The sequence below is a fragment of the Mycobacteriales bacterium genome (assembly GCA_035550055.1).
GTDB lineage: Bacteria > Actinomycetota > Actinomycetes > JAFAQI01 > JAFAQI01 > DASZTV01.
In genome coordinates, this window is the sequence record DASZRO010000067.1 from 1 (window position 1) to 23520 (window position 23520).

Consider the following 23520-nt stretch of genomic DNA (forward strand, 5'->3'; position numbering starts at 1 on the left):
GTGATCGTAACGGGAAGGCCTGATCAAACCTGCGTGCTAGCGTGAGCGTCCCCGCGGGCGAGTGGCGGAATGGCAGACGCGCACGGTTCAGGTCCGTGTGTCCGTAAGGACGTGGGGGTTCAACTCCCCCCTCGCCCACCAAATGCGATAGGCGACTACGCCGACCGAAGCGGCTCGATTCTGGCGAGGGCGTCAGCGAGCCGGTCGCGCTGGATTTCCAAGTCGTACCGTCCCTGGAGGTTCAGCCAGAAGCGGTCGGTCGTTCCGAAGAAGCGCCACAAGCGCAACGGTCACGCCGATGGCCGTCTGACGGTCGTAGAAGGTCGCTAGACGGCCGCCGGGTGAAGCGAGCGGGGTACCCGCACTGCCCGAAGCGCGATGCCGAGGGCGGGTCCGGCGGCGGCGACGATCGCGACCTGCGCCGACAGTACGACGGGCGACTCCATCCCGTCGTACTCCCAACCGGCGACTTGCGGCCAGCCGCCGCGATCGAGATAGACCAGCGCCATCAGCCCGATCGCGACCGCGAGCGAAGCGACGATCAAGGCACAGGTACGCCGGTTGGCATGCCGCACCGCGACGGTGCTTCCCGCTGCGAGCAAGGCCCAGCCGAGCGCCGGCAGTCCGCCGACCGACTCGAGCAGCGCCCACGAATGGTTCCAGCAGACGACGAAGCCGACCGCGGCAACGACGGTGAAAACCGCGGTGTCAGAGGCAAAGGCGAGAAGCGGCCGCGGCGGGCGCTCGCCGGCCGGCGGCGCCACGACCGCCAGCGTCCAGAGCAGCAGGAGGGCGAGCACGCAGCCCGCCACCACGACATGCCACCACCAGACGGTGTCCATTGATGTCGGCGCAACGAAGCTGCCCCGGATCGGGACGGCAACCAGCACCATCGGGCCGGCAGCCGTTGCGGCGAGCACCAACGCCGCCATCGCCGGATGCGCCTGGCGCCACAACGTCGCAGCCACCAGGACCGACGCGCAGCCGAGCAGCACCATCGCGGCGACGTGTCCGGTCAGGGAGTACGTCGGCAGTCCGGGAAACGCCGACACCGCAGTGTGCTGGGCGATCGCCGTGAGCGTCGCGACGTACGCCGCGAGCGCGAGCGCGCCAACGGGCCAGGCGAATGCGCGACGCTTGCTCACCCTCCCGGCGAACCAGCTATCCGTGCTCACGGCGACTCCTCTGCCTGCCCCTTCGGGTTATCGGAGGTTGCGGCAGGGTGCTTGAGCGTTGCGGAACTCCTCAGATCCGCTCGCGGTACTTCGCGAGGACTTCGTCGACTTTGTCCTGGTCGCAATCGTGCAGCGGGACGAGGAGCTCCGCGACGACGTCGGTGAGTTCGGCGATGCGCCGGTTGAGCGCGCGGTTTTCCTGCACCTCCTGCTCGAGCGCCTCGATGCGAGCCAGCAACTGCCGATGGCTTCTCATGCGACCGCCTTCCGGTTCGACTGCTTGGCCTGCCAGGACACGACCAGCCGGCAGACGTTGGGGTCGGGGTTGCCCCACGCGTCCGTGCCGGCAGCGACGCCGCGGTGTTCGATCGTGCCGCCGCGCTCAGTGATGTCTGCGCAGACCCGGTCGGCGTCGATGCGCCGCATCATGCCCTGCCGGAAGACCTTCGACGGGGGCAGGTTCTCTCCGGCGGCGGAGAACTCGAGGAACAGCTTGTTGTCGCGGCGCAGTCCCATCGCCGCGACGGTCCACAGCCACTCCCAGTGTTTCGGCGGCAGCGCGCCGAGCAGCTGTCGTACGTAGAGGTGGCGCGGGTCGCGGGCGAGTCTCGCACCGAGCCACATGGCGTGGCGAAGGTCCCCGACCTTGATGTTGAGGACCTCGTACGACCCGGGGAAGGTCTCGTCGAACTGGCTTGCGAGCGCGCGCAGCTGGTTGAGCGCCGAGCTCGCGAAGTCGGAGGCGAGCACCGGGTGTCCCTGTTCGACGAAGTAGGTCGCGTCGACGCCACGTGCCGACCCGAGCTCGACGATGCCGGCTCCCGCGCCGATGCGGTCATGAACCCAGCCGGCGAACTCCGATGGCGGCCGGGCTGCTTTGCCGGCGGGGGTGTTCCAGTGGTCGACCCAGGCCTGCACGTTGTGCTGAGCCCCGCGCAACCAGCCGTTGATCCGTCGTACGCCGGCCGGCGGGTTGTCGAACTGGAACGACGGGTCCGGCACCCGCCAGCCCGGCCCGTACAGGTATTCGAGCATCGCTTCGGGCCGCCGTGGTGCCGGGAACTCGCGGCCGAGCAACGTCACCGTGGTCGTCGGCAGCAGATCGTCACGGGTGAGGGCCCCGGAGCGGTTGGGCAACAGGTAGAAGATGCCGTCCACGAAGAACCCCGGGAAGATGTCGATCTGGCAGCGGCTGCCGTCGGCGAGATAGAGCGAGGCCTTGACGTCGTTCCCGCCCATCCGGATGACCGGCCAGCCCAGGTCCCGCAGCCCGCGTTCGATCCCGTACGACTCGAGGATCACGTCGGCAGGGCTGGCGTGCTTGGAGACGTAGGCGAGATCGACGTCGGAGTCGTGGCCGAGCATGCCGCCTTCGCGCACCGCGCCGAGCAGCGCGCCGAAGTTCAGGAACGCTTCGATCCCGCAGCGGTCGCGCAGATCGGTCAGGAGGCGCAGTACGCCGTCGAGGATCTCGCCGCGCTGGGTGTCGTCGCGTTCGCTGAACGCCCGCACCAGGTGGCCGGCCTTGTCGACCGACAGGGCGAAGCCGTCCTCGTCGACGAGGGCTACCCGGCCCTCGCCGTCGCCGAAGCTGATGTCGTCGTCGAAGTGGACGAGCCCGGCCACGTCGCGGACGAGCACGTGGGCAACGCCGTTCAGGTACGGCTTCATCACCGGTGGCCACGCGACGACGATCCGATCGCTGCGAGGGAGACGGTCACGCGCCGGGGTGAACGACCACGCAAAGCGCCCGTCCAGCTCGACGACGAGCGGATCGGAGCCTGCAACGTCGAGCACGACGCCGCGGTTGTTGACCGCCCGCACCGCACCTGCACCAGCCATCGGCAAGAAGGTCCTCGGTCGGGCCTGTCGGGAGCGGAAGTCGGGGAAATCGTTACGCAAACCAAAGATGACGCCGACATGAATAATAGGTAGATGGCAGTTGGCGCGCGGGATCTCGGCGTTCTCGCACCCGGATCGGAGCCCGACGCGAAGCGCGCCTACTGGGACGAGTTCTACGCAAGCAGCCGGCTGCGTGACGTGCCCGAGGAGCCGACGAAGTTCGCCCGGTGGGTGCGCAAGCGGATCGAGCCCGCGACGCGAATCGTCGAGCTGGGCTGCGGCAGTGGGCGTGACACCCTGTGGTTCGCCTCGAAGGGGTACGACGTCGAGGCCTTCGACTTCGCCTCCTCGGCGGTGGCCCGGGTCCGCGCTGCCGCCGCCGCGTTCGGCAGGACGATCCCGGTACGCGAGCTGGACCTCAGCCGGCACGACGACGTACACGACGCGGCGCAGGCCGTGTTAGCGGCGGGTGCGCCGCGCGTCGTCTACGCCCGCTTCCTGCTCCACTCCCTCGACGAGCGTGGCCAGGCGGGGCTTTTCCAGTTCGCGGCAACGGTGTTGCGGTCCGGCGGGCTGCTGTTCCTCGAGTTCCGTGCCCGTCAGGACGAGGCGGGACTGCACCTTTTCGGTGACGACCATTTTCGGACCTATCCCAAGGTCGAGGACGTCGTCGCCGCGATCGAGTCCCACGGCGGGCAGGTCCTCAAAGCCAAGACTCGGCAGGGGTGGGCGCCGTACCGCACCGAGGATCCGTTCGTGACGCGCGTCATCGCGCGATGGATCTGATCAGCCGCTCGACCGCATCCGGCGTGCAGGAGCGAATGCAACACGCCCACTGAGACTCTCGAGTTTGTCGGAGCTGGCAGCTACGGTCTGTTTCGAACGCGTGAGCGATACGGAACAGGCGGTGAGTTCGATGCGGGTCGTCGGCCTCTTCGCTGGTATTGGCGGCATCGAGCAGGGATTCGTCGAGGCGCTCGGCGGTGGCCTCGACACCCAGCTGTTGTGCGAGTCATGGCAGCCGGCGCAGGCCGTCCTGCGCGCCCGCTTCCCTGACGTCGAGATCCACCCCGACGTACGGGCGCTGTCCGCGCTGCCCGGTGGTTGCGACGTGGTGGCTGCGGGCTTTCCCTGTACGGATTTGTCGCAGGCGGGCCGCACGGCAGGAATCGAGGGGTCGCAGTCGGGACTGGTCTCCCATGTGTTCGACATCCTTCGGCTCGCTGCCACGCGTTCCAGGAACCTCCCGTGGCTTCTCATCGAGAACGTTCCGAACATGCTGGCGCTCGATCGCGGTGAGGCGATGCGCTATCTGACGGGCGAGTTGGCTGATCTCGGCTACCGCTGGGCCTACCGGGTGGTCGATTCGCGATCTACCGGCGTGCCTCAGCGTCGCCGACGGGTGCTGCTCGTCGCATCGAGGACGGAGGACCCGCGCGCGGTGCTTTTTGCTGACGACGCAGGCGCGCGCCCTCCTTCAGACCTCCATGACGATGCCTTTGGGTTCTACTGGACCGAAGGCCGAGGCGGACTTGGTTGGGCCGAGGATGCGGTCCCGACCCTCAAGGGCGGCTCCACGATCGGTATCCCGTCACCGCCGGCGATCTGGGTGCCCGGTGCGCCGGTCGGCCGTCAGCTGATCACTCCCGGCGTCGAGGACGCGGAGGTGATGCAAGGCCTGCCCCGCGGGTGGACGGCTTGCGCCGACCGTGAGGGTCTCAAGAACGGTCCGAGGTGGAAGCTGATCGGCAACGCGGTCACCGTTGGCGTGGCACGTTGGGTCGCCACTCGCCTCGCCTCTCCCGGGACATTCTGCGCGGAGTCACGCGAATGGACGGGGGTGGGGGCGTGGCCGAGAGCGGCGTGGGGTGAAGGTTGCTCGGTGAACGAGGTGGCGATCTCCGAGTTTCCACTCCGCGAGCCCTACCTGCACCTCCTCCAAGTCGTCTCAGCCGACGTTGCGTCGACCTTGAGCCATCGCGGGGCTTCGGGCTTCTGGCGACGGCTTCAGCAAGGCAACCTCGGACGAGCTCCTGGATTCCGAGAGGCCGTAATCGACCACATCGGTGCGACTGGCGCGGCGGTAGAGCCCGTTGCCGTCTAGAAAAGTCTGTACACACGCGCCCCTCACCCAGCGGCGTTAGCCTCGCGACCGTGAACGGTCCCGCCATTCTCGCCCGTTTCCTCACGGAGCCAGGGCCCCCCGACAAGTACGGGAACCGCTGGCAGTACCACTCTCGTTCGGACCGCCACTCGAAGGTCGGCTGCTGGGGCGTTGCCCTCGACCTTCTTGCCACGTCGTCATTGCTCAGAAGGCACGTCGAGGCCGGCAAGGTCATTTTGGGTGTGAACCACACGATGACCGACTTCGCGACGAGCCGTAAGAAGGACCTGGACCTCGTGATCGCGCGTCCTGCCGGCGATGTCGACGTACGGGCTCGAACGTTCGCCAGCTTGGCCGATCAGTATGGAATCGTGCTGACCGATCTCGAGCGGGGCGTGCTCGACGCGCTCCCGAGGTTTCCGGTCGGCCCGGCCGGCGCGGTGCTTGTCGCGCTCGAGGCGAAGGCCTGTATGACCGCGCACGTCAAGTCGTTGCCACGTCTTTACGACGAGCTCAACTCCTCCCACCTGTGTGTACACGGAGCATCGCGGCAGGCACTCGCCATTGGCTACGTCCAGATCAACAACGCGGACGAGTTCATTTCGCCGGTGCTGAACAACCGCGCGCTCGACGGGGGTGCGCCGGAGATCACCAGACACCGGCAGCCCGCCGATTCAGTCAGGGTCCTGACGAAGGTCGCTGAGATCCCGCGGCGGTCTGCATCGTCGGAGGTCGGCTTCGACGGTATCGGCGTGACATTGCTCGAACTTCGCAACGACGGAAGCCCGGTCGAGATAGTCGAACGCCCGCCGGCGCCGCCGCCAGGCGACTCGTTCCACTACGCAAGCATGATCGTTCGAATGGCCAATGAGTACGACACGACTTTCGCCAACATCTGATGCCTGACGTGACGGCACCCTCTTGCGCCGTTCAGAGTCGCATGCGGTCCCAGGCTCGGCGAGACACGAAGGCCGAGCTCGCATTGAGGCGTGAGCTTCATCGCCGGGGACTTCGCTATCGAGTCGATTGCGCGGTGATTTCCGGTTCGCGCCGGCGCGCGGATGTGGTCTTCATGCGCGCTCGGGTGGCGGTCTTTGTCGATGGGTGCTTCTGGCACTGCTGTCCCGTGCACGGCACATCACCCAAGGCCAACGCAGACTGGTGGTCGGCCAAGCTCGCGGCCAATGTCCGGCGTGACCGAGACACCGATGCGCGTTTGCGTGAGGAGGGTTGGACGGTCGTGAGGGTCTGGGAGCACGAGGACATGGCGGTCGCCGCCGAAGCGATCGGTGCGCGTGTGAAATCAGGTGCAACCCGCGACGCCTCGGCTGCGCTAGTTCTGTCCACCGCCGGCGGGTGACGATTCCGCCGTCCACCGGTTCCGAGGTCACAGTCTGCGTGATCGAGCCGCGTCGGTCCCGGCAGTCAGTCTCCCGGCATGAACGAAGCTCAAATCCAAGCCTGGCTCGACCAGGAGGATCGCCATACGTCGATACTCATTCGCAAGTACGGCTGGGCGCTGCAGCACGTCTGTGGCGGTCCTGACGACATCCCGTCGGCCTTCGCGTACACGATCGGGTTGTTCGGCTTCGGCCACCCGGAGCTTGTGGTGCTCGGATTGCCGACTGCGATGGCTGGAAGCCTTCTGAACCATCTCGGGGACCGGGTGCGCGGCGGTAACGACCTTGTGCCGGGCGAGTTGCTCAGCTTTCCGGCTTGGCCGCACCGGGTCATCGTCGAGGAGCTGCCCAATCCCGGCGACGTCGTGCTGGCCGCAAACCGTCACTACGGGCACCCTCCGTTCGCGTCCGTGCCGGCTTACCAACTCACCTATGACGACGAACAGGGTCGGTTTCCCTGGGAGGACGAGTACGCCGGATCGCCGAACGCGCAGCCGCGTCCTGGACGATGGTCCGCCTGATGCGTCACAGATGCAGGCGTCTACAGACGTCGCGTCATGAAGACGCTGTTCGGGTCCTCGACGTAGTCCCCGAACGGTCCGCACGGCTCGAAGCCGGCGCTGAGGTACAGAGCACGCGCGGGAGCGAAGAAGTCCATGCTGCCGGTCTCGAGCCACAGCTGTGTTACGCCTCGGCTGACTGCGTCGGCGATCAGGTGGTCGAGAATGCCTCGCGCGAGGCCTTCCCGGCGCCGAGTGGGATCGGTCCGCATCGATTTGAGTTCCTCGTGGCCAGGCTGAAGCCCGGCCAGTGCGCCCGTGGCGATCAACCGGTCGCCGTCGTACATGACCCACAACCGGACGTGGGGCGCCTGGAGCTTGGTGATGTCGAGTGCATGGCGGCTTTCCGCAGGAGCGGTGGGCGCGAGGTCGTCGAGGTGCGCCTGAAGGAACGCAGCGAGTGCCGGGTCGTCGAAATCGGCCCGCCCGATGCGCGTCGTCATGTCAGAGGTAAGACAGCGCGGTGCGCGTGGTGAGGCTGTGCCAGCGATGCGGCCGCAGCAGCATCGCGTGGCTGTCACCGTGCACGACCTTGTAGTTGATGTCGGCCCCGACGGACCTGGCTCGGCGGGCGAACCGACGCGACGCGCGCGGGCTCGTCACGAAGTCAAGGTTGCCGTGGGCGATCAGCGCGCGTACGCCGCCGAGATGGGCGACCGGCTCGTCCCCCGGCAGCCAGGGCGCCAAAGCGACGACCCCGACGACGCTGGGGTCGTCGGCGACGCGTAGCGAGGTGCGACCGCCCATCGAGTGGCCGACGAGGACGACGGGGATCCCTCCGTGCCGTTCACGGATGGTCTCCAACGCCCATCGCGCGTCGACTGTCGGCGACGCCTCGACCCCGTTCCAGCCGCGGTAGCGGTAGCGCAGCATCGAGACCGCGAGACCACGACCGACGCCCGCGCGGGACAGGTGCCGCGCGAACGGCCGCATCCGGACCGCGGTCAGCTGGCTGGGCACGGCGGCGTCGTAGCTGTCGGCCTTGCCGCCGGGCAGGACGAGCGCCACAGCCTTCACCGTGTCGGGTGTCGAGTACGCCGTGAGCGCCGCGTCGGAATCGAGAGGGGTCGACGACTTCGGCACACTTCGATTGTCGGTCACCGGGTGGTTCGTCGAGGACCCCAGGTCCGGTTCGTACGCTGGACGGGTGCGGCTTCCCCCTGCCCGTCAGGCGACGGTGTCTCCTTCGTTGTTTCGGAGGCTGACCGTCGTCGCAGCGGTGCTGCTCGGCCTCATCGTCGTCAGTGGCGCCGCAGTACGGCTCACCTCATCAGGGTTGGGCTGCCCCGACTGGCCTCGTTGCACTTCCACCTCGCTGGTCGCTCCCGCGACCTACCACGCGCTCGTCGAGTTCGTGAACCGCGTCATCACTTCACTCGTCGGCGTCTTCGTCGGGTTGGTCGCCGTCGCGTCCTTGCTCCGATCGCCGCGCCGGAAGGACCTGGTGTGGCTGTCATGGGCACTGGTCGGCGGCTTCGTCGGTCAGGCGGTCGTCGGCGGTCTGTCGGTGCTCTACAAGCTCTCGCCCGGCTGGGTGATGGCGCACTTCCTGCTTTCGATGCTGCTGGTCTGGGACGGCCTGGTACTCGTTCACCGCGCGGATCCGGCCTGGGAGCCGCGGCAGCCGAGCGTTCCGCGGGAGCTGGTGGTGCTCGGCCGGGTCCTCGTGGGTGTCGCGAGCGTCGTGCTGTTCCTCGGGACGGTGACGACCGGCACCGGACCTCACGCCGGGTCCGGCGGTCACGTCAAGCGGCTGCCGTTCCCGCTCGAGCGTGTGACACAGCTGCACGCCGATTCGGCGCTGCTGCTCACCGGGCTGATCGTCGCCACGCTGTTCGCCGTACGCCTCGCAGGAGCCCCGCCGCTCGTTCGGCGGCGTGCGTGGTGGCTCGGGTACGCCGTACTCGCGCAGGTGGCGATCGGCTACACGCAGTACTTCCTCAACCTGCCATCGAGTGTCGTGGAGCTGCACGTCGCCGGCGCGACCGTGCTGTGGAGCGCGACGTTGTGGCTTCAGCTCGGCTACACCGCACCCGAGCCGGCGCCGGAAGAGGTGCTGCTACCCGCAGTGGTTGGCGAAGTCCATCACGTTCACCTCTGAGAACGTCCCGTTGCCGTTCGGGACGGCGATCGTCGCGATCCCGACGTCGGTGTAGCCGGGCACGTTCGGGGCGTTGTACTTCGGGCTGAGGTTGTTGTCGCGATGGGCCGGGTCACTCATGTACAGCTCGAAGAGCTGCCGGGAGTTCGTCGAGCCCTGCTCTCCGACGTTCTCCCCGTCGGTCGTGGCCTTCCTGCAGCCCGAGGCGGCACGGAAGGTCTTGATCGAGAACGTCGCCGGGTTGTGCTCCAGGTTGCGCGTCGCCACGATGTGCTCAGCCCACTTGTGGGCCAGGCGGTAGAGCCGGTCGCTCTGGACGTACGGCTTGAGCCCGTTTTGCCGCCGGGCGCGGTTCACGTCGACGAGCAGCTGCTTGTCGTAGGGGCGCAGGTGCGCCGCCGGCGTGGAGTGCGCCGTCACACTCGGGCCGGCTGCGGCGCCGGCCGGGCACAGGAGCAGAGCAGCGCTCGCGACCAACGCTGGCAGCAGACGGCGCATCGTGGGCTCGCTACTCGCAGTTGGTCGCGACGTCGATGACGTTCCACCGGACCTGTGCGCCGTGCTGGTTGGTCGTGACGGTGTGGACACCGATGTCGGTCAACGACGGCTGCATGAGCTGCTGGCGCTCCGCGGTGTTGTCGTAGTAGTCGCGCCACAGGGCGAGCTCGGTGCTCTCACCGGCTTCATCCACGACTTCGCCCACCGCCTTCCAGTGCGGGCAGCTTGCGGTGACCTGGGCGCGCAGGTTCGGGTTGTCGTGCGACCGGCCGCTGGCCGCCATCTGGCGTGCCCAGCCGGTGGCGATGCTCGTCAACGGTGCGCTCACTTTCAGCACCGACAAGCCGCGCAGCTGGCGCTGGCCGTTGACGCTGTTCACCAGCTGCTGGTCGAAGCTGCTGAGCCGCGGCGAACCCGCTGGATGCGCGCCTGCAGCGCCGACTGGCACCGCGGTGAGCGCGCACATGCTCGCCGCAACAACTGCCGCCCGGCCAATCGCCATGGTTGAACCCCTTTGTCCGATCCGTGTGGCTCACTCTGCCCTACATTGCCCCGGAATCACCAGCAACCTCCGAGCTCGACAACGGGCAGAATCGAAGCCGTGCCCGAGCTGCCGGAGGTGCAGGCGCTCGTCGACTTCCTCGGCGAGCGGGCGGTGGGCCGCGTTGTAGCGCGCATCGACGTCGCATCAATCGCGGTGTTGAAAACCTTCGACCCGCCGATCACCTCGCTCGCCGGTCTCGAAGTGAGCGCCGCGGGGCGACGCGGAAAGTTTCTCGACCTCGACGTCAGCGGCCTGCACCTGGTCACCCACCTGTCGCGGGCGGGTTGGTTGCACTGGCGCGAGGAGCTGCCCGCCCTCCCGCCGAAACCTGGCAAGGGACCGATAGCGCTTCGAGTGCATCTCGATACGGGGGCGGGCTTCGACTTGACGGAGGCCGGCACGCAGAAGCGGCTCGCCGTCTACGTCGTACGCGACCTTCAGGAAGTGCCCGGCATCGCTCGGCTCGGGCCGGATCCGCTCGCCGAGGACTTCACGCTGGAGCGGTTCAGTGCCTTGCTCGACGGCAAGCGCACCCAGATCAAGGGACTGCTGCGCGACCAGGGGGTCATCGCCGGCATCGGCAACGCCTACTCCGACGAGATCCTGCATGTCGCGAAGATGTCGCCGTACCGGCTCGCGGCCTCACTGGACCCCGAAGAGGTGCGCGGCTTGTACGACGCGCTGCGTGGCACGCTCGCCGACGCGGTCCAGCGGGCCGGTGGATTAACGGCCGGCGAGCTGAAAGCCGAGAAGAAGCTGGGCATGCGGGTGCACGGCCGCGCCGGTGAGGCGTGCCCGGTGTGCGGCGACACGGTGCGCGAGGTGTCGTTCGCGACGACGTTCCTCGATTACTGCCCGACCTGCCAGACCGGCGGCAAGCCGCTGGCCGACCGCCGAATGTCCAAGCTCCTGAAATAGCCGCCCCATCCCCAGCAACGCTCCTTTACCCGGCCTATCGCCCCAGCAACGCAGCGTCGCTGGGGGAAAGGCCCGGCAACGGAGCGTTGCTGGGGGGAAGGGCCCGGCAACGGAGCGTTGCTGGGTACGCTGCGGGGGTCACGCGGGAGTCCGGCGTTCCGGGCTGAGAGGGCGGCAATCGGCCGCCGACCGCAGCGGCGACCGTGAGGTCGTCGCGGGACCTGACCCGGATCATGCCGGCGTAGGGAGTGGGCCGATGGCCACGACGATCGAGACCACCGCTGCACGTGGCGAGGTGCCGCTGACCCTCGACGAGCCGCCGCCGAAGGTGCTCGGCTGGCTCGACCAGATCGGGTTGTGGGGCAACCTCGGGGTCACGCTGCTGGCTCCGGTCGGCGCCGCGGGCGTCCTGATCCCGGTGGCCGGCGGCCCGCAGCTGGCGTACGACGCCGCGGCCTGCGCGGTCGTCGTCGGGACGGTTCTCGGGGCGGCCCTGCTCGCGGCCGCCGCCGTGCCGGGCGCCCAGACCGGCGCCCCGTCGATGGTCCTGATGCGTGGCCTGTTCGGCCGGCGACTGTCCTACCTGCCGACCGTGGTCAACGTCGTCCAGCTGCTCGGCTGGACGGTCTTCGAGATCGTGGTCATCGCTTCGGCGACCCAGCAGATGTTCCCGTGGCACGCCCATCGCTGGCCGTACGTCGTCGTCGCCGGGGGCATCACCGCCGCCATGACCATCCGCCCGCTGGGCGCGGTCCGGATCTTGCGGCGCTATGCCCTCGGCGCGGTCGTGATCGCCACGTGCTACCTGTACGTCGAACTGCTGCGTCATCCGATGGGGTCGCTGACGCACGGGTCGTGGGCCGGGTTCTGGCCCGCCGCTGACATCGCCGTTGCGGTCGCGGTGTCCTGGGCGCCGCTGGCCAGCGACTACACCCGTCACTCGAAGTCGGCCCGCAGCGCCTTCGGCGGGGCGCTCGTCGGCTACACCGTGACGCAGGTCGCGGGCTACGCGCTGGGCCTCGTGGCGCTCGCCACCGTCGTACGAGCAACCGACGCGAACCTGCAGCACGACATGTTCGCCGCGTTCCTCGCCGTACCGGTCGGCTGGCTGGCGTTCGGCGTGCTCGTCCTGCGCGAGCTCGACGAGTCGTTCGCCGACGGCTACTCCGCGGTGGTCTCGCTGCAGAACGTCTGGCCGCGGGTGGACCGCCGGTTGTTCACCGCCGTCGTCTGCGGCCTGGCGACCGTCGGCGCGCTCGCACTGAACATCGACAACTACTTCGACTTCCTGCTGTTGCTCGCCTCCGTTCTGGTTCCGCTGGTCGCGGTGTTCCTCGTCGACTATTTCTCCTCCCGCGGCGTCGCGGAGTGGGACGTGAGCGCGTCGGCGCCCATGCGGCTGGCGATGGTCGTGCCCTGGCTGCTCGGCTTCGCGGCTTACCAGCTGATCGACCCGGGCGGCATCGGCTGGTGGGCGAGCGGCTGGCGCCACGTCGACGGCTGGTTGCACCTGACCGTCGCGACGTGGATGAGCGCGTCACTGTTCTCGTTCCTGGTGGCGGCACTCGCGACCGCGCCGTCGGTCCTCCTCCGGCGTCGCGGCGCCGTTGGATGATGAGCCGGTGAACAAGCTCAATCGCGCGCAGCGGGCACTGGTCTTCGGGCTGGCCGGCTGGTGCAGCGAGGTCGTGACCACCGGAGTTCGCAGCCGCGGCCGCGACCAGAACTGGCGTCTGACCGGTACGACGTACCTGTGGATGTTGCCCGTGTACGGCTCGGCGGCGTTCCTGTTCGAGCCGGCGTACGCCGCCGCCAAGCGGGCGGGCACGCCGTGGTGGGGTCGGGCACTGCTCTGGACCGGCGGCATCTACGCCGTCGAGGCCGCCAGTGGCGAGGCGATCCGCGCGGTCACCGGCGAGGTGCCCTGGGACTACTCGCGGCCGCGCGGGAGCAAGCCGGTGCCGAAGCACTGGCGCGGTCTGGTCCGGCCTGCGTATGCGCCGGTCTGGCTGGCGGTCGGGCTCGGCATGGAACGCCTGCACGACCTGTTGCAGCGCGTGCGCATCACGCGACCCGGCGAGTGAGCGAGGCCGGGTTCCGGCCGCTGGTGATCGCTCACCGCGGCGCATCGGGGCTCGAGCCGGAGCACACGGCGGCCGCTTACCGTCGCGCGCTCGATGACGGCGCCGACGGTTTCGAGTGCGACGTGCGACTGACCCGCGACGGCAGGCTCGTCTGTCTTCACGACCGCAGCATGGAGCGGGTGGCCCGCCGTCGCGGGGTGGTGTCCCGGATGACGCTTGCGGAGCTGCAGCGACTCAACGTGGGCAGCCGCAACGGCCCCAGCGCGACGGTCCTCACGTTCGAGGAGCTGCTGGAGATCGCCCTGTCTGCCGGACGGCCCCTCACCCTGCTCGTCGAGACGAAGCACCCGGTGCGTTACGGCGGGCGGGTCGAGCGGGCAGCCGTCGACGTACTGCGCCGCTTCGGGCTCGCCGACCCCGAGGGCCGCGACGGCGTCGTCGCGCGCGTCATGAGCTTCTCCCCTGCGGCGGTGCGAACCGCGGGTCGTCTGGCCCCGGGGCTTCCCACCGTCGCCTTGATGTCGCGGCTGCGCGCGGACGCCGGAAGCAAGCCGCTGTTCGGAGCCGCCGCCATCGCGGGGCCGTCGCTCGCCGCGATCAAGGCCAACCCGGGGTACGTCGCGCGGGCCCACCAGCGCGGAAACCCGGTCTACGTCTGGACCGCCGACGAGCCGGACGACGTCGCGCTGCTCGTCTCACTCCAGGTCGACGCCGTCATCACCAATCGTCCCGACGTCGCCCGTTCCGTCGTCGACGGATAAGTCGGGATCCGGGCGTTACGTCGCGAAGATCCGCGCCCGATCGGTCCAGCCGCCGCCCGCAATCGCGCCGACGTCACTGGGGTGAGTGACGTCGGTGTAGTGCTCCGTCCCGGCGCGGTGCTGCCCCGCCTCGAGGCGATGTCGGTGGTCACGGCGCTGGTCGCGCTCGATGTGGCGAAGGGCGGCTACTGGAACGTCGCGCCAGGGTTCTGGCAGCGATACGACCGGCCGTGGGACGGGATAGCCGGCGCTCCCGGCTCGGCGAGACTGATCGGCTCGATCGCGTCGGCGTACGGCGCCCCGACCCGCTACGAGATCACGATCTACCGAGTGACCCTGACCCCGTACGGCGTGCACAGCGGTTGGTCGGTGGACTCGCTGTGCGATGACGCGCTGGGCCACGCCGGGTTGACGCTGGCCGGCTGTCCCCGGGCGGCGTCGCCTCACCGTCCCGATCACGACCCGTTCCGGGTCCGGATTCCGCTCCAGCCAGGCCCTTCGCAGGTGCTGCCGCATTGATCCGATTGGCGGTAACGACGGCTTCGCCGGCTGCCGACATCAGTCGTGACTGCGGTCCGGCCGCGGCGGGAGGAGTCGCGCGATGAGCGAGGTGGGGGTCGTCCTGCGTCCGGCCGCGGTGCTGCCGCGCACCGAGGCGGAGAAGGTCGTCGAAGCGCTGAGCGCGCTCGACGTCAGCAACGGCGGCATCTGGAACGTCAATCCCGGGCTGTGGCAGCGTTACGACCAGCCGTGGAACGGGCCCTCGGGCTCCGCCGGTACGGCGCAGCTCGTCGGCACCATCGGCTCGGCGTACGGATCACCGACCAAGTACGAGATCACGCTCTACCGCGTGACGATCACCGCGCACGGCGTGGCCGACGGCTGGACTGTCGAACGACTGTGTGACGACGCGCTCGAGCACGCGGGGCTCAGCCTGGCGAGCTGCCCGCGCGCTGCGCTCGCGCACCCACCCGAGCACGACCCGTTCCACCTGGCCGGCGACCACCTCGCGGAGGCCTCACAGCACCTGGCGTCCTAACGTCCCAGGCCCGCGACCGAGTCTCGGGCCACCGGGCAGGACATGCAGCGAGGTCCGCCACGCCCGCTGCCGAGCTCGCTGCCCGGGATGCGCACGACCTCGATGCCGGCCGCCTCCAGCTGGGCGTTGGTCGCCACGTTGCGCTCGTAGCCGATGGCGACGCGCGGCGCGATCGCCAGGGTGTTGTTGCCGTCGTCCCACTGTTCGCGTTCGGCCGTCACCGGGTCCAGCCCGGTGTCGATTACGCGTAGCTCGTCGATGCCCATCGCCGCGGCAGCCGCCGACAGGAACGGCTGCGGCGTACTCGCGTGCTGCGTGCCGTCCTCGCCGGGGGTCACGACGATCGCGGTGAGCGAGTCCGCCAGCGGCGGGTACATCACGACCGCGTCGACGTCGACCATCGTGCACACCGTGTCGAGGTGCATCGTTGCGCGTTGTGGGGCGATCGGGACGGCGAGCACGGTGTGGGCCAGGCCGCGGCTGAACAGCCGTCCGGCAAGCGTCTCGACCGCCTCCGGCTGGGTGCGCTGACCGACGCCGACCGCGACGACGCCGGGACCGAGCAGCAGCACGTCGCCGCCTTCCAGCCAGGCGTCGGTCGGCTCGTAGAGGATCGGCGTACCGGCGAATCGCGGGTGGTGGCGATACACCACCTCGGTCAGCCAGGCCTCGCGACGGCGCGCCGACGTGCTCGGGCTGGCGATCGCGACGTGGCCCGCGATCCAGACGGCGCAGTCGCGGGTGAACATCAGGTTCGGCAGCGGCGGTACGACGAGGTGGTGGCGGTGAAGGAGTCGGGCGACCACCCCCTCGCCGCCGCCGAGCTCCTCGTAGGACAGCCCTCCGATCGCCAGGTCGGTGAGCTCTTCGGCGCTCAGCCCGGCCAGATGGTCGGCGAGGGCCGACCGCAGCTGCGCTCCCACCCGGCAGCCGCGGACAGTGCGCTCGACCAGCGTGGCGCGCGCCTCTTCGACGGTGAGGGCCTCAGCGATCAGGTCGCGGAGCGCGAGCACCTCGACGCCGCGCTCGGCGAGCGTGCCGGCGAAGACGTCGTGCTCCTCCTGCGCCCGCTCCACCCATGGGATCGCATCGAAGAGCAGGTCGGCGGAGTTGCGCGGCGTGAGCCGCTTGATCTCCGGACCGGGCCGGTGCAGCACCACCGTACGAAGCGACCCGACCTCGCTGTCCGGCCCGCGGTCGGCGACCATCGGCGGATCAGCCGGCGGCGGCGAAAGCGCGGGTGAGGAACGCCGCCGCGAGAGATTCCACGTCGTCGGTGTACCCGATCGGGCGCTCGTTCTCGATCGTGGTCGAGTGCCCGTTTCCGCGAACGTGCACGGTCTGATGCGAGACGTGTTCGGCAGCCAGACGTGCCGTGAGCTCGCTGACCTGGACCGGCGGCACGAGCGGGTCGTGCAGGCTGATCGCCTGGAACGTCGCGGGGTCGCGCGAGCGGACGATCGACACCGGTGAGGTGAGGCGGTATCGCGACGATCCGCGGGCCGCTGCCTGTCGCGGTGAGAGGCCCTCGAAGCGGAGGACCGCGCCGAGGGCGGTCTCGGCAAGTGAGGAGAACTCGATCCGCATGTTGGTGGGGCCGCTGATCGACACGACGGCGTCGACGAGCCGAGTCGGGTTCATCGCGTCGCGGTAGGCGGCGAGCAGCGCGAGCTGTCCGCCGGAGGACTCGCCCCACAACGCGATCGCGTGCGGGTCGACGTCGTCGCGGCGGGCCAGGTGCTCCAGCGCCGTACGAATGGCGTGCGGCTCGACGGTGCGCTCGTGCGGGATCTTCGTCGGGTAGCCGATCACCGCGACCACCCACTGTTGTGAGGCGGCGAGGCGATGCGCGAAGCGGAACTCGTAGACGTTCGGAAGCGCCCGCCCCCACGCGCCGCCGTGAATGAACAGCACCGCGGGGTAGGGACCGGGCCCGCTCGGTGCGTAGGTCCGGATGGTGTCCGCAGGGTTCGGGGCGTAGTTGCCGCGACTGACCACGATGGGTCGCTTGGGCTGCGGCGTGACGGTGTCGGTGGGGGTGGGGGTCGGAGTGCTCGTGGGCGTGGTCGTGGTGGCGGTCGGCGCCGGGGTCGTGGTCGGCGACGGGCTCGGCGTCGCGGTCACGGTGGGCGTCGCGCTGGCGGTCGGATCAGGAGCCGGACCGTCTGCCGGGCTGGCGCTCACCGACGCCGCGCACAGCAGCGGCGCCACCGTCGCGACGGCGGCGATCAACGGCATCAGCCGCCGCGAGGTAGGCACTCAGACTCCTGGTCGCTCCGGTTGGGTCGCATCAAGGTTCGCATGCCGTCGGCAAACTGGCCCTTGACCAGGAACGACAGCGAGAACGCCAGGACGCAGGCCGTCTCCACCCAGAACAGCACCGGATGGTGGTGACAGAACCCGGGAAACGCGTTGCTCGCCACGGCGTACCCGGCGATGCCGCCCCAGATGACCAGGCCGCACGCCCGGTAGAACCGGCGTTCGTGAGCCCGCAGCTCAGCGGCGGACTGGGCGCTCGGGAAGAACTGAAACGCGATGTCGCCGAGGATCGCGAACAGCACGGCGGCGCAACCGAAATGGATGTCCGAGCGGACCCGGACCCCACTCGACACGGGGCCGATCGGGGCGGTGTGGAAGAACGCGACCCCGAGCGCGGCGAGGCCGGCGAGCTTGGCGAGCCACGCTTCGACGTGCGGCGCCCGGAACTCGTAGCAGAACAGGAACACTCCGATCACGCACATCGTCCCGGTGAAGTAGTCCCGCAGTCCGGAGTAGTAGTACGAACTCATCGAGTCCTTCAGGGTGCCGTCGTGGACGGCCGCGGCGCCCAGCACGAACGGCAAGGCGATGCCGGCCAGACCGATCACCCGGCGGATCGCGGCGTAGGACAGTGCGGTGTCCTCGCCGAGCGGGGTACGCCGGGCCGGCTCGTGATCGCTCACCCGTCACCCCTTGTCTCACACGACGCCGGCCGCGTCCAACGCGGTGATCACAGCGATAGCACCGAACGCCGCAGCGGCGATACGCCTGATCCACAGCATCGGTAGGACCCTGAGCAGCGCCTTGCCACCCAGCACCGCCAGGCCGTCGACGGCGACCAGGCCTGCCGCCGACCCGATGAACACCGAGATGGGCTCGTCGTACTTCGCGGAAAGTGAAGCGGTCAGCAGCTGGGTGAGGTCCCCCCATTCGGCGAGGAACAGGACGACGAACGTGGTGGTGAAGACGCGCAACGTGCTCGGCGCGGGCGGGACGTCGGCGAGCTCCTTGGCCACCTCTCGCTCTTCGGCGTGCGGGTCCTCGATCGAGCGGACCATCAGGACCGCTCCGAGGGCGAAGATCGCCGCACTGACCGCGTGGACGGGAGTCTTCGGCAGCTGCGCCACCGCGCTGCCCGCCGCGACGGCGATCAGCGCCTGCACCACCAGACCGAGCGCGGCTCCGAAGAAGACGGGAAGCGCGCGATACCGCGTCGAGAGGACGAGGGTGGCGACGAACGTCTTGTCGGGGAGCTCGGCGGGAACGATCAGCGCAAAGACCGTCGCGGTGATCGCGATGCTCACGCGGGCGGCTCCTGAAGCAGCGCGTTGCGGACCGCGCCGTTGGCGGCGGCCAGCATCTCCTTGACCGGTACGCCGAGTGCTGCCGCCGCGGCGGCGACGTCGTCGAACTCCGGCGTTGCGCTGACCACCCGGCCGTCGTCGAAGGCGAGCTTCACCCGGATCGTGAGGCCGTCGATCTCGACCGAGATCGTCTCCCGGTCGAGGGCGCGCTTGCCGACCGGGTACCACCGGGTGCCGATCGTCGAAGTCTCGGCGAACATCTGCTGTTGCACCTTTGGCAGCGCCGCTGCCGGGCACAGTGCGCTCACCGTGTGAGCCGGCCGGCCTTTCTTCATCTGGATGGGGGTGAGCCAGGCGTCGACGGCACCGGCGTCGAGCAGTTTGGCGATCACGCCGGGCCACAGCCGCGGGTCGAGGTCGTCCACGTTGGCCTCGACGACGAGCCAGTCCTGTGAAACGGCCGCGGTCTCGCCGACGACGAGGCGGAGCACGTTTGGCCGCTCGTGCGGGTCGCGGGCGCCGGCGCCGACGCCGGTGGCGGTGATCCGCATCGCCGGCAGGGGGCCGCTTTCGTCGGCCCACTCGGCGAGCACGGCGATGCCGGTCGGAGTGGCCAGCTCGGTCTGGCCGCCACCGGTCGCTTCGAGCGGCGTACCGGCGAGCAGCTGGAGCGCGGCGGGTGTCGGTACCGGCAGCTGACCGTGAGCGCTGTGAACCGTCCCGCCGCCGAGTGCGATCGGCGACACCACGAGGCGGTCGAGGCCCAGCACGTGCAGCCCGAGGCAGGCGGCGAGCACGTCGACGATCGAGTCGACCGCTCCGACTTCGTGGAACTCGACCTGCTCGACGTCGATCCCGTGAACGTGCGCCTCGGCGCGAGCGAGCCCGGCGAAGACGTTGCGAGCCCGCTCCTTGACCGGGTCGGGCGCAACCGCGGCGTCGATGACGGCGGCGACGTCCGCGAGCGAGCGGTGCGGTTGATCGGCGGTGGCCGTCACACTGACCGAGACCGCCCGCAGCCCGGCGCGAGTGGTCTGTGCGGTGTCGACCGCCACTGCGAGCGAGGACAGCGACTCGACGAGCTCGGGTAGCGCGTCGAGAGCCCCGAGGTCGCTCAGCGCGCCGAGCAGCATGTCGCCGCTCACCCCCGACCCGCAGTCGAGCCAGCCGATTCGGCTCATCGGTGCGGCTCGGCCCGGCGCCGGGCCACCCGCGCGGCGAAGACTCCCGCCCCGAACCCGTTGTCGATGTTGACCACGGTCACGCCGGGTGCGCAGGAGTTGAGCATCGCCAGGAGCGCGGCGAGGCCGTTGAAGGACGCGCCGTACCCGACGCTGGTCGGCACCGCGACGATCGGGGTTCCCACCAGCCCGCCCACCACGCTGGGCAGCGCGCCTTCCATTCCGGCGACGACGACCAGGCAGTCGCTGTCGGTCAGCGCTTCCCGCTCGGCCAGCAGCCGGTGCAGTCCGGCGACCCCGACGTCACAGATGCGGCGTACGCCGGCGCCGAAGCAGCCCGCGACGAACGCCGCCTCGGCAGCGACCGGTTCGTCGCTGGTGCCCGCGGACACCACCGTCACCCGGCCGGTCGACGGCGGCATCACACCGACTGCGGCGCAGCGCGCTGTGCCGTCGATCAGCGCAGCGGGATGCGCGTCACGAATCGCGGCGATCGCTTCGTCGGCGAGGCGGGTGACCAGCGCGGGCCGGGAACCCGACTCCTCACTCAGCGCGGCGAGCAACGTCACGATCTGCTCGGGAGTCTTGCCGGCGCCGTAGACCACCTCGGGGTCACCGGTGCGGATTCCGCGGTGCCCGTCGACCCGCGCGAAGCCGAGGTCCGTGTAGCCGCTCAGCGGCGCGGTGCCGAGCGCCCGCATCGCGGCGTCGACGTCCGTTGACCCGTCGGCCACGGCACCCAGCAGCCGCTGAAGTTCCGCCGAGTCCACGTCCGCGCCCTCGCCCACCACCCGATAGAGGCGTCGGCTTGGCCGACCCTGACCCGTCGACGATATGCCGGGCTCCGGCGGCCGCCGCCGGTAGGCTTCGCTGTTGTGCTTCCGCTCGACCGACCGCTGCTCGACGAGATCACTCTCGGCGCTGCCGGGGGTGCATTCCTCGCGCTGGTCGCGAGCGTGGCGGCGAACCTTCGGATCGGGAAGCTGCGTCGCAGCCTGAACGTCCTCGACGGGCCCGAAGGTCCGGAGAGCGTGCTCGACGCCTTGCGGCGGGCCAACGCCGACACCGACGCGTTGCGCAACGAGCTGGCCTACGCCAAGCGTGATCTCGACATCGCCCGTGGGGATCTGGCTGACGCGCTGCGCCACGTGTCGGTCGTGCGGTACGACGCCTTCGGCGACATGGGTGGCCGGTTGTCGTTCACCGCGGCTCTGCTCGACGACGCCGGTGACGGCCTGGTCATCACCTCGATCAACGGGCGTACCGAGTCGCGGGCCTACGCCAAAGGGGTGAAGGGCGGTCACAGCGACCAGTCGCTCTCGCCCGAGGAGACCCAGGCGATCGGCCTGGCGCTCGGCCGCAAGGTCAAGTCGTAGCCGGTCGCGACGCGATGTCTGCCCGCTACGCCTACCTCGGTCCGGAGGGCACCTTCGCCGAGGCGGCGCTTCGCTCGATCCCGCAGGCCGCTGACGCGCAGCGCCTGCCGTGTGTGTCGGTGGCCGACTCCCTCGACGCGGTACGTCGCGGCGACGTGCTCGCTGCCCTCGTACCGCTGGAGAACTCGATCGAAGGCTCGGTTTCCGAGACTCTCGACGAGCTGGCCTCCGGGGACGAGCTGCAGATCGTGCGCGAGGTGTTGCTGACCGTCTCGTTCGCGCTGCTGGCCAGGCCCGGGACCACCCTCGATGCGATCTCGACGGTGACGACGATGCCGCACGCCGAAGCGCAGGTCCGCGGCTGGCTTCGTCGTACGTTGCCGGACGCGAAGTTCATCGCGGCGGCGAGCACCGCCGGAGGGGCGAGTGCCGTCGCGGCGGGCGAGGCTGACGCGGCGGTCGCGGCGCCGCTGGCGGCCGAGCGCTACCAGCTCGAGGTGCTCGCCGACGACATCGCCGACAACCCCGGCGCGGTCACCCGGTTCGTGCTCGTGAGCCGGCCGGTCCCACCGCCGCCGGTCACCGGAGCGGACAAGACGACGGTGGTGGCCTACATCGCCGACGACCACGCCGGGGCGTTGCTCGAGCTGCTCACCGAGTTCGCGGTGCGCGGCGTGAACCTGACGCGCATCGAGTCCCGGCCGACCGGGGTCGGGCTGGGCCGCTACTGCTTCTCGATCGACGCCGAGGGCCACGTCGAGCAGCAGCGGGTCGGCGAGGCGCTCGCGGCGATGAAGCGACTGTGCGCCGACGTGCGGTTCCTCGGGTCGTACCCGGCCGCCGCACGCACACCGATCGCGGAGAAGTCCGGCACGAGCGACGGCGACTTCGCCGAGTCGAAAGCGTGGGTCGAGTCGCTGCGGGCGGGCACCGAGCGGCGCTAGCCACGTGCCGACGGCGGGTCGCGCTACCTGTGTCGACGCGGACTGATCATTTAAGGCATCGTTACTGCTGCAAGACCCCCGCGGCTGGGCGCGGGGGTCTTGCCTTGTCCAGCCCGACCGCCGCCAACCGGGTTGCGCCGCTTCCCTAGGCTGACTGGTTGTGATCGACCTTCGCGCGATGCGGGACGACCCCGACGCCTTCCGCGTCAGCCAGTCCGCGCGGGGCGCTGACCCGGGTGCCGTCGACACCGCCCTTGCGGCGGACGAGCGCCGCCGGGCTGCGGTGACCCGCGCCGACTCGTTGCGCGCCGAGTCCAACGCCGCGAGCAAGGCCATCCAGTCCGCGTCCGCCGCCGAGCGTCCCGCGCTGATCGAGCGCGCGAAGGAGCTCAAGGAGGCGGTGAAGGCGGCGGAGGTGGAGCAGGACGAGGCCGACGTGGCGCTTCGGGCGGCGGCGTATGCGATCGCGAACCTCGTGGAGCCGGACGCGCCGGTCGGCGGCGAGGCCGACTCCGTCGTCGTCGAAACCGTCGGCGAGGTGCCGGCGTACGACTTCGACGTCCGCGACCACGTCCAGCTCGGGGAACTGCTCGGCGCGATCGACCTCGAGCGCGGGGCGAAGGTCAGCGGCTCCCGGTTCTACTTCCTGACCGGGCCGGGCGCGCTGCTCGAGCTCGCGCTGGTCAACCTCGCGATGGAGCAGGCGGCGGCAGCAGGCTTCGTACCGGTCATCGCGCCGGCGGTGGTCCGACCCGAGGCGATGGAAGGCACCGGATTCCTGGGCGCGCACGCCGCGGAGGTCTACCGGCTCGAAGCCGACGACCTCTACCTCGTGGGGACCAGCGAGGTCGCGCTGGCCGGCATGCACGCGGACGAGGTGCTGGACGCCACCGGCTTGCCGCTGCGCTATGCGGGATTCTCGTCCTGCTTCCGCCGAGAGGCCGGCTCGTACGGCGTGGACACCCGCGGCATCATCCGGGTCCACTGGTTCGACAAGGTCGAGATGTTCTCCTACGTAACTCCGGAGGAGGCGGTCGCCGAGCATCGGCGCCTGCTGGCCTGGGAGAAGGAGTTCCTCACCAAGCTCGAGCTGCCGTTCCAGGTGCTCGACATCGCCACCGGCGACCTCGGGTCCAGCGCGGCGCGCAAGTTCGACTGCGAAGCGTGGTTCCCGTCGCAGGCCCGCTACCGCGAGCTGACGTCGACGTCGAACTGCACGACCTTCCAGTCGCGGCGGCTCAACATCCGCTACCGCACCGACGCCGGGCCGGCGCCGGTCGCGACCCTCAACGGCACGCTGTGCGCGATCGCCCGCACGATCGCCTGTCTGCTCGAGGTCCATCAGCAGGCGGACGGCTCGGTGCGGGTGCCGGCCGCGCTGCGTCCTCACCTCGGCGGCCGCGAGGTCCTCGAGCCCGTCGGCTGATCCG

At 69.8% G+C, this 23520-nt stretch carries 28 protein-coding genes and 1 tRNA gene; 16 read left to right on the forward strand and 13 right to left on the reverse strand.

Annotated features, from left to right (window positions below):
* Positions 1-55: 55 nt before the first annotated feature.
* Positions 56-141: transfer RNA gene (locus tag VG899_10015), tRNA-Leu, on the forward strand.
* Positions 142-326: 185 nt separating this feature from the next.
* Here the strand turns inward: VG899_10015 and VG899_10020 are convergent.
* The 3 genes from VG899_10020 to VG899_10030 form a co-directional block, all read right to left on the reverse strand.
* Positions 327-1175, reverse strand: coding sequence for a hypothetical protein (locus VG899_10020; GenBank protein ID HWA66688.1), 849 nt, complete (start codon positions 1173-1175; stop codon positions 327-329).
* 70 nt (positions 1176-1245) lie between these two features.
* Positions 1246-1431 carry a DUF6752 domain-containing protein gene (locus VG899_10025; GenBank protein ID HWA66689.1) on the reverse strand — a complete coding sequence of 62 codons (186 nt, stop codon included), beginning with the start codon at positions 1429-1431 and terminating at the stop codon, positions 1246-1248.
* The gene (locus tag VG899_10030; GenBank protein ID HWA66690.1) at positions 1428-3017 is read right to left on the reverse strand and encodes a class I SAM-dependent methyltransferase; all 1590 of its coding nucleotides are present in this window, start codon (positions 3015-3017) and stop codon (positions 1428-1430) included. Before VG899_10030 ends, VG899_10025 begins: the two co-directional genes overlap by 4 nt.
* A gap of 93 nt (positions 3018-3110) precedes the next feature.
* On the opposite strand from VG899_10030, the gene VG899_10035 reads away from it, so the two are divergent.
* The 5 genes from VG899_10035 to VG899_10055 all read left to right on the forward strand — a co-directional run bounded on the left by VG899_10035 (position 3111) and on the right by VG899_10055 (position 7042).
* Positions 3111-3803, forward strand: a complete 693-nt coding sequence (locus VG899_10035) for a methyltransferase domain-containing protein (protein HWA66691.1) — start codon at positions 3111-3113, stop codon at positions 3801-3803.
* A gap of 130 nt (positions 3804-3933) precedes the next feature.
* A complete protein-coding gene (dcm, locus tag VG899_10040) occupies positions 3934-5121 on the forward strand; it encodes a DNA (cytosine-5-)-methyltransferase (GenBank protein HWA66692.1) in 1188 nt (395 codons plus the stop codon).
* A gap of 50 nt (positions 5122-5171) precedes the next feature.
* Positions 5172-6020, forward strand: coding sequence for a hypothetical protein (locus tag VG899_10045; GenBank protein HWA66693.1), 849 nt, complete (start codon positions 5172-5174; stop codon positions 6018-6020).
* On the forward strand, positions 6020-6481 hold the full coding sequence (locus VG899_10050) for a very short patch repair endonuclease (GenBank protein ID HWA66694.1): 462 nt from the start codon (positions 6020-6022) through the stop codon (positions 6479-6481). Before VG899_10045 ends, VG899_10050 begins: the two co-directional genes overlap by 1 nt.
* A gap of 78 nt (positions 6482-6559) precedes the next feature.
* Positions 6560-7042, forward strand: coding sequence for a DUF4262 domain-containing protein (locus VG899_10055; protein ID HWA66695.1), 483 nt, complete (start codon positions 6560-6562; stop codon positions 7040-7042).
* A 20-nt stretch (positions 7043-7062) separates the two neighbouring features.
* Here the strand turns inward: VG899_10055 and VG899_10060 are convergent, their stop codons facing one another.
* Complete coding sequence (locus tag VG899_10060; GenBank protein HWA66696.1) at positions 7063-7524, reverse strand: GNAT family N-acetyltransferase; 462 nt, start codon at positions 7522-7524, stop codon at positions 7063-7065.
* Between the two features lies 1 nt (position 7525).
* Positions 7526-8164 carry an alpha/beta fold hydrolase gene (locus VG899_10065; GenBank protein HWA66697.1) on the reverse strand — a complete coding sequence of 213 codons (639 nt, stop codon included), beginning with the start codon at positions 8162-8164 and terminating at the stop codon, positions 7526-7528.
* A 64-nt stretch (positions 8165-8228) separates the two neighbouring features.
* On the opposite strand from VG899_10065, the gene VG899_10070 reads away from it, so the two are divergent.
* On the forward strand, positions 8229-9182 hold the full coding sequence (locus VG899_10070) for a COX15/CtaA family protein (protein ID HWA66698.1): 954 nt from the start codon (positions 8229-8231) through the stop codon (positions 9180-9182).
* Here the strand turns inward: VG899_10070 and VG899_10075 are convergent.
* Positions 9141-9680 (reverse strand): CAP domain-containing protein, encoded by a 540-nt coding sequence (locus VG899_10075; protein ID HWA66699.1) that lies wholly within the window; start codon positions 9678-9680, stop codon positions 9141-9143. The two genes, VG899_10070 and VG899_10075, sit on opposite strands and share 42 nt — an antisense overlap.
* Before the next feature lie 10 nt (positions 9681-9690).
* Positions 9691-10182 (reverse strand): CAP domain-containing protein, encoded by a 492-nt coding sequence (locus VG899_10080; protein ID HWA66700.1) that lies wholly within the window; start codon positions 10180-10182, stop codon positions 9691-9693.
* Between the two features lie 99 nt (positions 10183-10281).
* Here VG899_10080 and VG899_10085 point away from each other — a divergent pair, with 99 nt between their 5' ends.
* The 6 genes from VG899_10085 (at position 10282) to VG899_10110 (ending at position 15026) form a co-directional block, all read left to right on the forward strand.
* Positions 10282-11142, forward strand: a complete 861-nt coding sequence (locus VG899_10085; protein HWA66701.1) for a DNA-formamidopyrimidine glycosylase family protein — start codon at positions 10282-10284, stop codon at positions 11140-11142.
* A 256-nt stretch (positions 11143-11398) separates the two neighbouring features.
* Positions 11399-12757 (forward strand): cytosine permease, encoded by a 1359-nt coding sequence (locus VG899_10090; protein ID HWA66702.1) that lies wholly within the window; start codon positions 11399-11401, stop codon positions 12755-12757.
* A gap of 7 nt (positions 12758-12764) precedes the next feature.
* Positions 12765-13226, forward strand: coding sequence for a hypothetical protein (locus tag VG899_10095; protein ID HWA66703.1), 462 nt, complete (start codon positions 12765-12767; stop codon positions 13224-13226).
* Positions 13223-13987, forward strand: coding sequence for a glycerophosphodiester phosphodiesterase family protein (locus VG899_10100; protein ID HWA66704.1), 765 nt, complete (start codon positions 13223-13225; stop codon positions 13985-13987). Before VG899_10095 ends, VG899_10100 begins: the two co-directional genes overlap by 4 nt.
* 81 nt (positions 13988-14068) lie before the next feature.
* Positions 14069-14506, forward strand: a complete 438-nt coding sequence (locus VG899_10105; GenBank protein ID HWA66705.1) for a hypothetical protein — start codon at positions 14069-14071, stop codon at positions 14504-14506.
* Positions 14507-14588: 82 nt separating this feature from the next.
* Positions 14589-15026 carry a hypothetical protein gene (locus tag VG899_10110; protein ID HWA66706.1) on the forward strand — a complete coding sequence of 146 codons (438 nt, stop codon included), beginning with the start codon at positions 14589-14591 and terminating at the stop codon, positions 15024-15026.
* Here the strand turns inward: VG899_10110 and VG899_10115 are convergent.
* Genes VG899_10115 through larB form a run of 6 tightly spaced genes read right to left on the reverse strand, consistent with a single transcriptional unit; the run spans position 15023 to position 20540 of the window.
* The gene (locus VG899_10115) at positions 15023-16234 is read right to left on the reverse strand and encodes an arginine deiminase (GenBank protein ID HWA66707.1); all 1212 of its coding nucleotides are present in this window, start codon (positions 16232-16234) and stop codon (positions 15023-15025) included. The genes VG899_10110 and VG899_10115 overlap by 4 nt on opposite strands.
* Positions 16235-16241: 7 nt before the next feature.
* Positions 16242-17285: an alpha/beta hydrolase gene (locus tag VG899_10120; GenBank protein HWA66708.1), complete on the reverse strand. Its 1044-nt coding sequence runs from the start codon at positions 17283-17285 to the stop codon at positions 16242-16244.
* Positions 17264-17968, reverse strand: coding sequence for a hypothetical protein (locus VG899_10125; protein ID HWA66709.1), 705 nt, complete (start codon positions 17966-17968; stop codon positions 17264-17266). Before VG899_10125 ends, VG899_10120 begins: the two co-directional genes overlap by 22 nt.
* A 15-nt stretch (positions 17969-17983) precedes the next feature.
* Entirely contained in the window at positions 17984-18589 is a 606-nt protein-coding gene (locus VG899_10130; protein HWA66710.1) for a TMEM165/GDT1 family protein, read from the reverse strand.
* Positions 18586-19770, reverse strand: a complete 1185-nt coding sequence (gene larC / locus VG899_10135) for a nickel pincer cofactor biosynthesis protein LarC (protein ID HWA66711.1) — start codon at positions 19768-19770, stop codon at positions 18586-18588. The genes VG899_10130 and larC overlap by 4 nt, the downstream gene beginning before the upstream one ends.
* Positions 19767-20540: a nickel pincer cofactor biosynthesis protein LarB gene (larB, locus tag VG899_10140; GenBank protein ID HWA66712.1), complete on the reverse strand. Its 774-nt coding sequence runs from the start codon at positions 20538-20540 to the stop codon at positions 19767-19769. Before larB ends, larC begins: the two co-directional genes overlap by 4 nt.
* Positions 20541-20645: 105 nt before the next feature.
* Here larB and VG899_10145 point away from each other — a divergent pair, with 105 nt between their 5' ends.
* The 3 genes from VG899_10145 (at position 20646) to serS (ending at position 23516) form a co-directional block, all read left to right on the forward strand.
* The gene (locus VG899_10145) at positions 20646-21146 is read left to right on the forward strand and encodes a DUF4446 family protein (GenBank protein ID HWA66713.1); all 501 of its coding nucleotides are present in this window, start codon (positions 20646-20648) and stop codon (positions 21144-21146) included.
* 14 nt (positions 21147-21160) lie between these two features.
* A complete protein-coding gene (gene pheA / locus VG899_10150) occupies positions 21161-22090 on the forward strand; it encodes a prephenate dehydratase (protein HWA66714.1) in 930 nt (309 codons plus the stop codon).
* A gap of 160 nt (positions 22091-22250) precedes the next feature.
* Positions 22251-23516: a serine--tRNA ligase gene (serS, locus tag VG899_10155; protein ID HWA66715.1), complete on the forward strand. Its 1266-nt coding sequence runs from the start codon at positions 22251-22253 to the stop codon at positions 23514-23516.
* Positions 23517-23520: the final 4 nt, after the last annotated feature.

Bases quoted from the DNA above. Each gene is read 5' to 3' on its own strand.
- VG899_10025 (HWA66689.1), bottom strand. From the start codon at position 1,431: ATGAGAAGCCATCGGCAGTTGCTGGCTCGCATCGAGGCGCTCGAGCAG.
- VG899_10030 (HWA66690.1), bottom strand. From the start codon at position 3,017: ATGGCTGGTGCAGGTGCGGTGCGGGCGGTCAACAACCGCGGCGTCGTG.
- VG899_10035 (HWA66691.1), top strand. From the start codon at position 3,111: ATGGCAGTTGGCGCGCGGGATCTCGGCGTTCTCGCACCCGGATCGGAG.
- dcm (HWA66692.1), top strand. From the start codon at position 3,934: ATGCGGGTCGTCGGCCTCTTCGCTGGTATTGGCGGCATCGAGCAGGGA.
- VG899_10050 (HWA66694.1), top strand. From the start codon at position 6,020: ATGCCTGACGTGACGGCACCCTCTTGCGCCGTTCAGAGTCGCATGCGG.
- VG899_10055 (HWA66695.1), top strand. From the start codon at position 6,560: ATGAACGAAGCTCAAATCCAAGCCTGGCTCGACCAGGAGGATCGCCAT.
- VG899_10060 (HWA66696.1), bottom strand. From the start codon at position 7,524: ATGACGACGCGCATCGGGCGGGCCGATTTCGACGACCCGGCACTCGCT.
- VG899_10075 (HWA66699.1), bottom strand. From the start codon at position 9,680: ATGCGCCGTCTGCTGCCAGCGTTGGTCGCGAGCGCTGCTCTGCTCCTG.
- VG899_10080 (HWA66700.1), bottom strand. From the start codon at position 10,182: ATGGCGATTGGCCGGGCGGCAGTTGTTGCGGCGAGCATGTGCGCGCTC.
- VG899_10090 (HWA66702.1), top strand. From the start codon at position 11,399: ATGGCCACGACGATCGAGACCACCGCTGCACGTGGCGAGGTGCCGCTG.
- VG899_10110 (HWA66706.1), top strand. From the start codon at position 14,589: ATGAGCGAGGTGGGGGTCGTCCTGCGTCCGGCCGCGGTGCTGCCGCGC.
- VG899_10115 (HWA66707.1), bottom strand. From the start codon at position 16,234: ATGGTCGCCGACCGCGGGCCGGACAGCGAGGTCGGGTCGCTTCGTACG.
- larC (HWA66711.1), bottom strand. From the start codon at position 19,770: ATGAGCCGAATCGGCTGGCTCGACTGCGGGTCGGGGGTGAGCGGCGAC.
- pheA (HWA66714.1), top strand. From the start codon at position 21,161: ATGTCTGCCCGCTACGCCTACCTCGGTCCGGAGGGCACCTTCGCCGAG.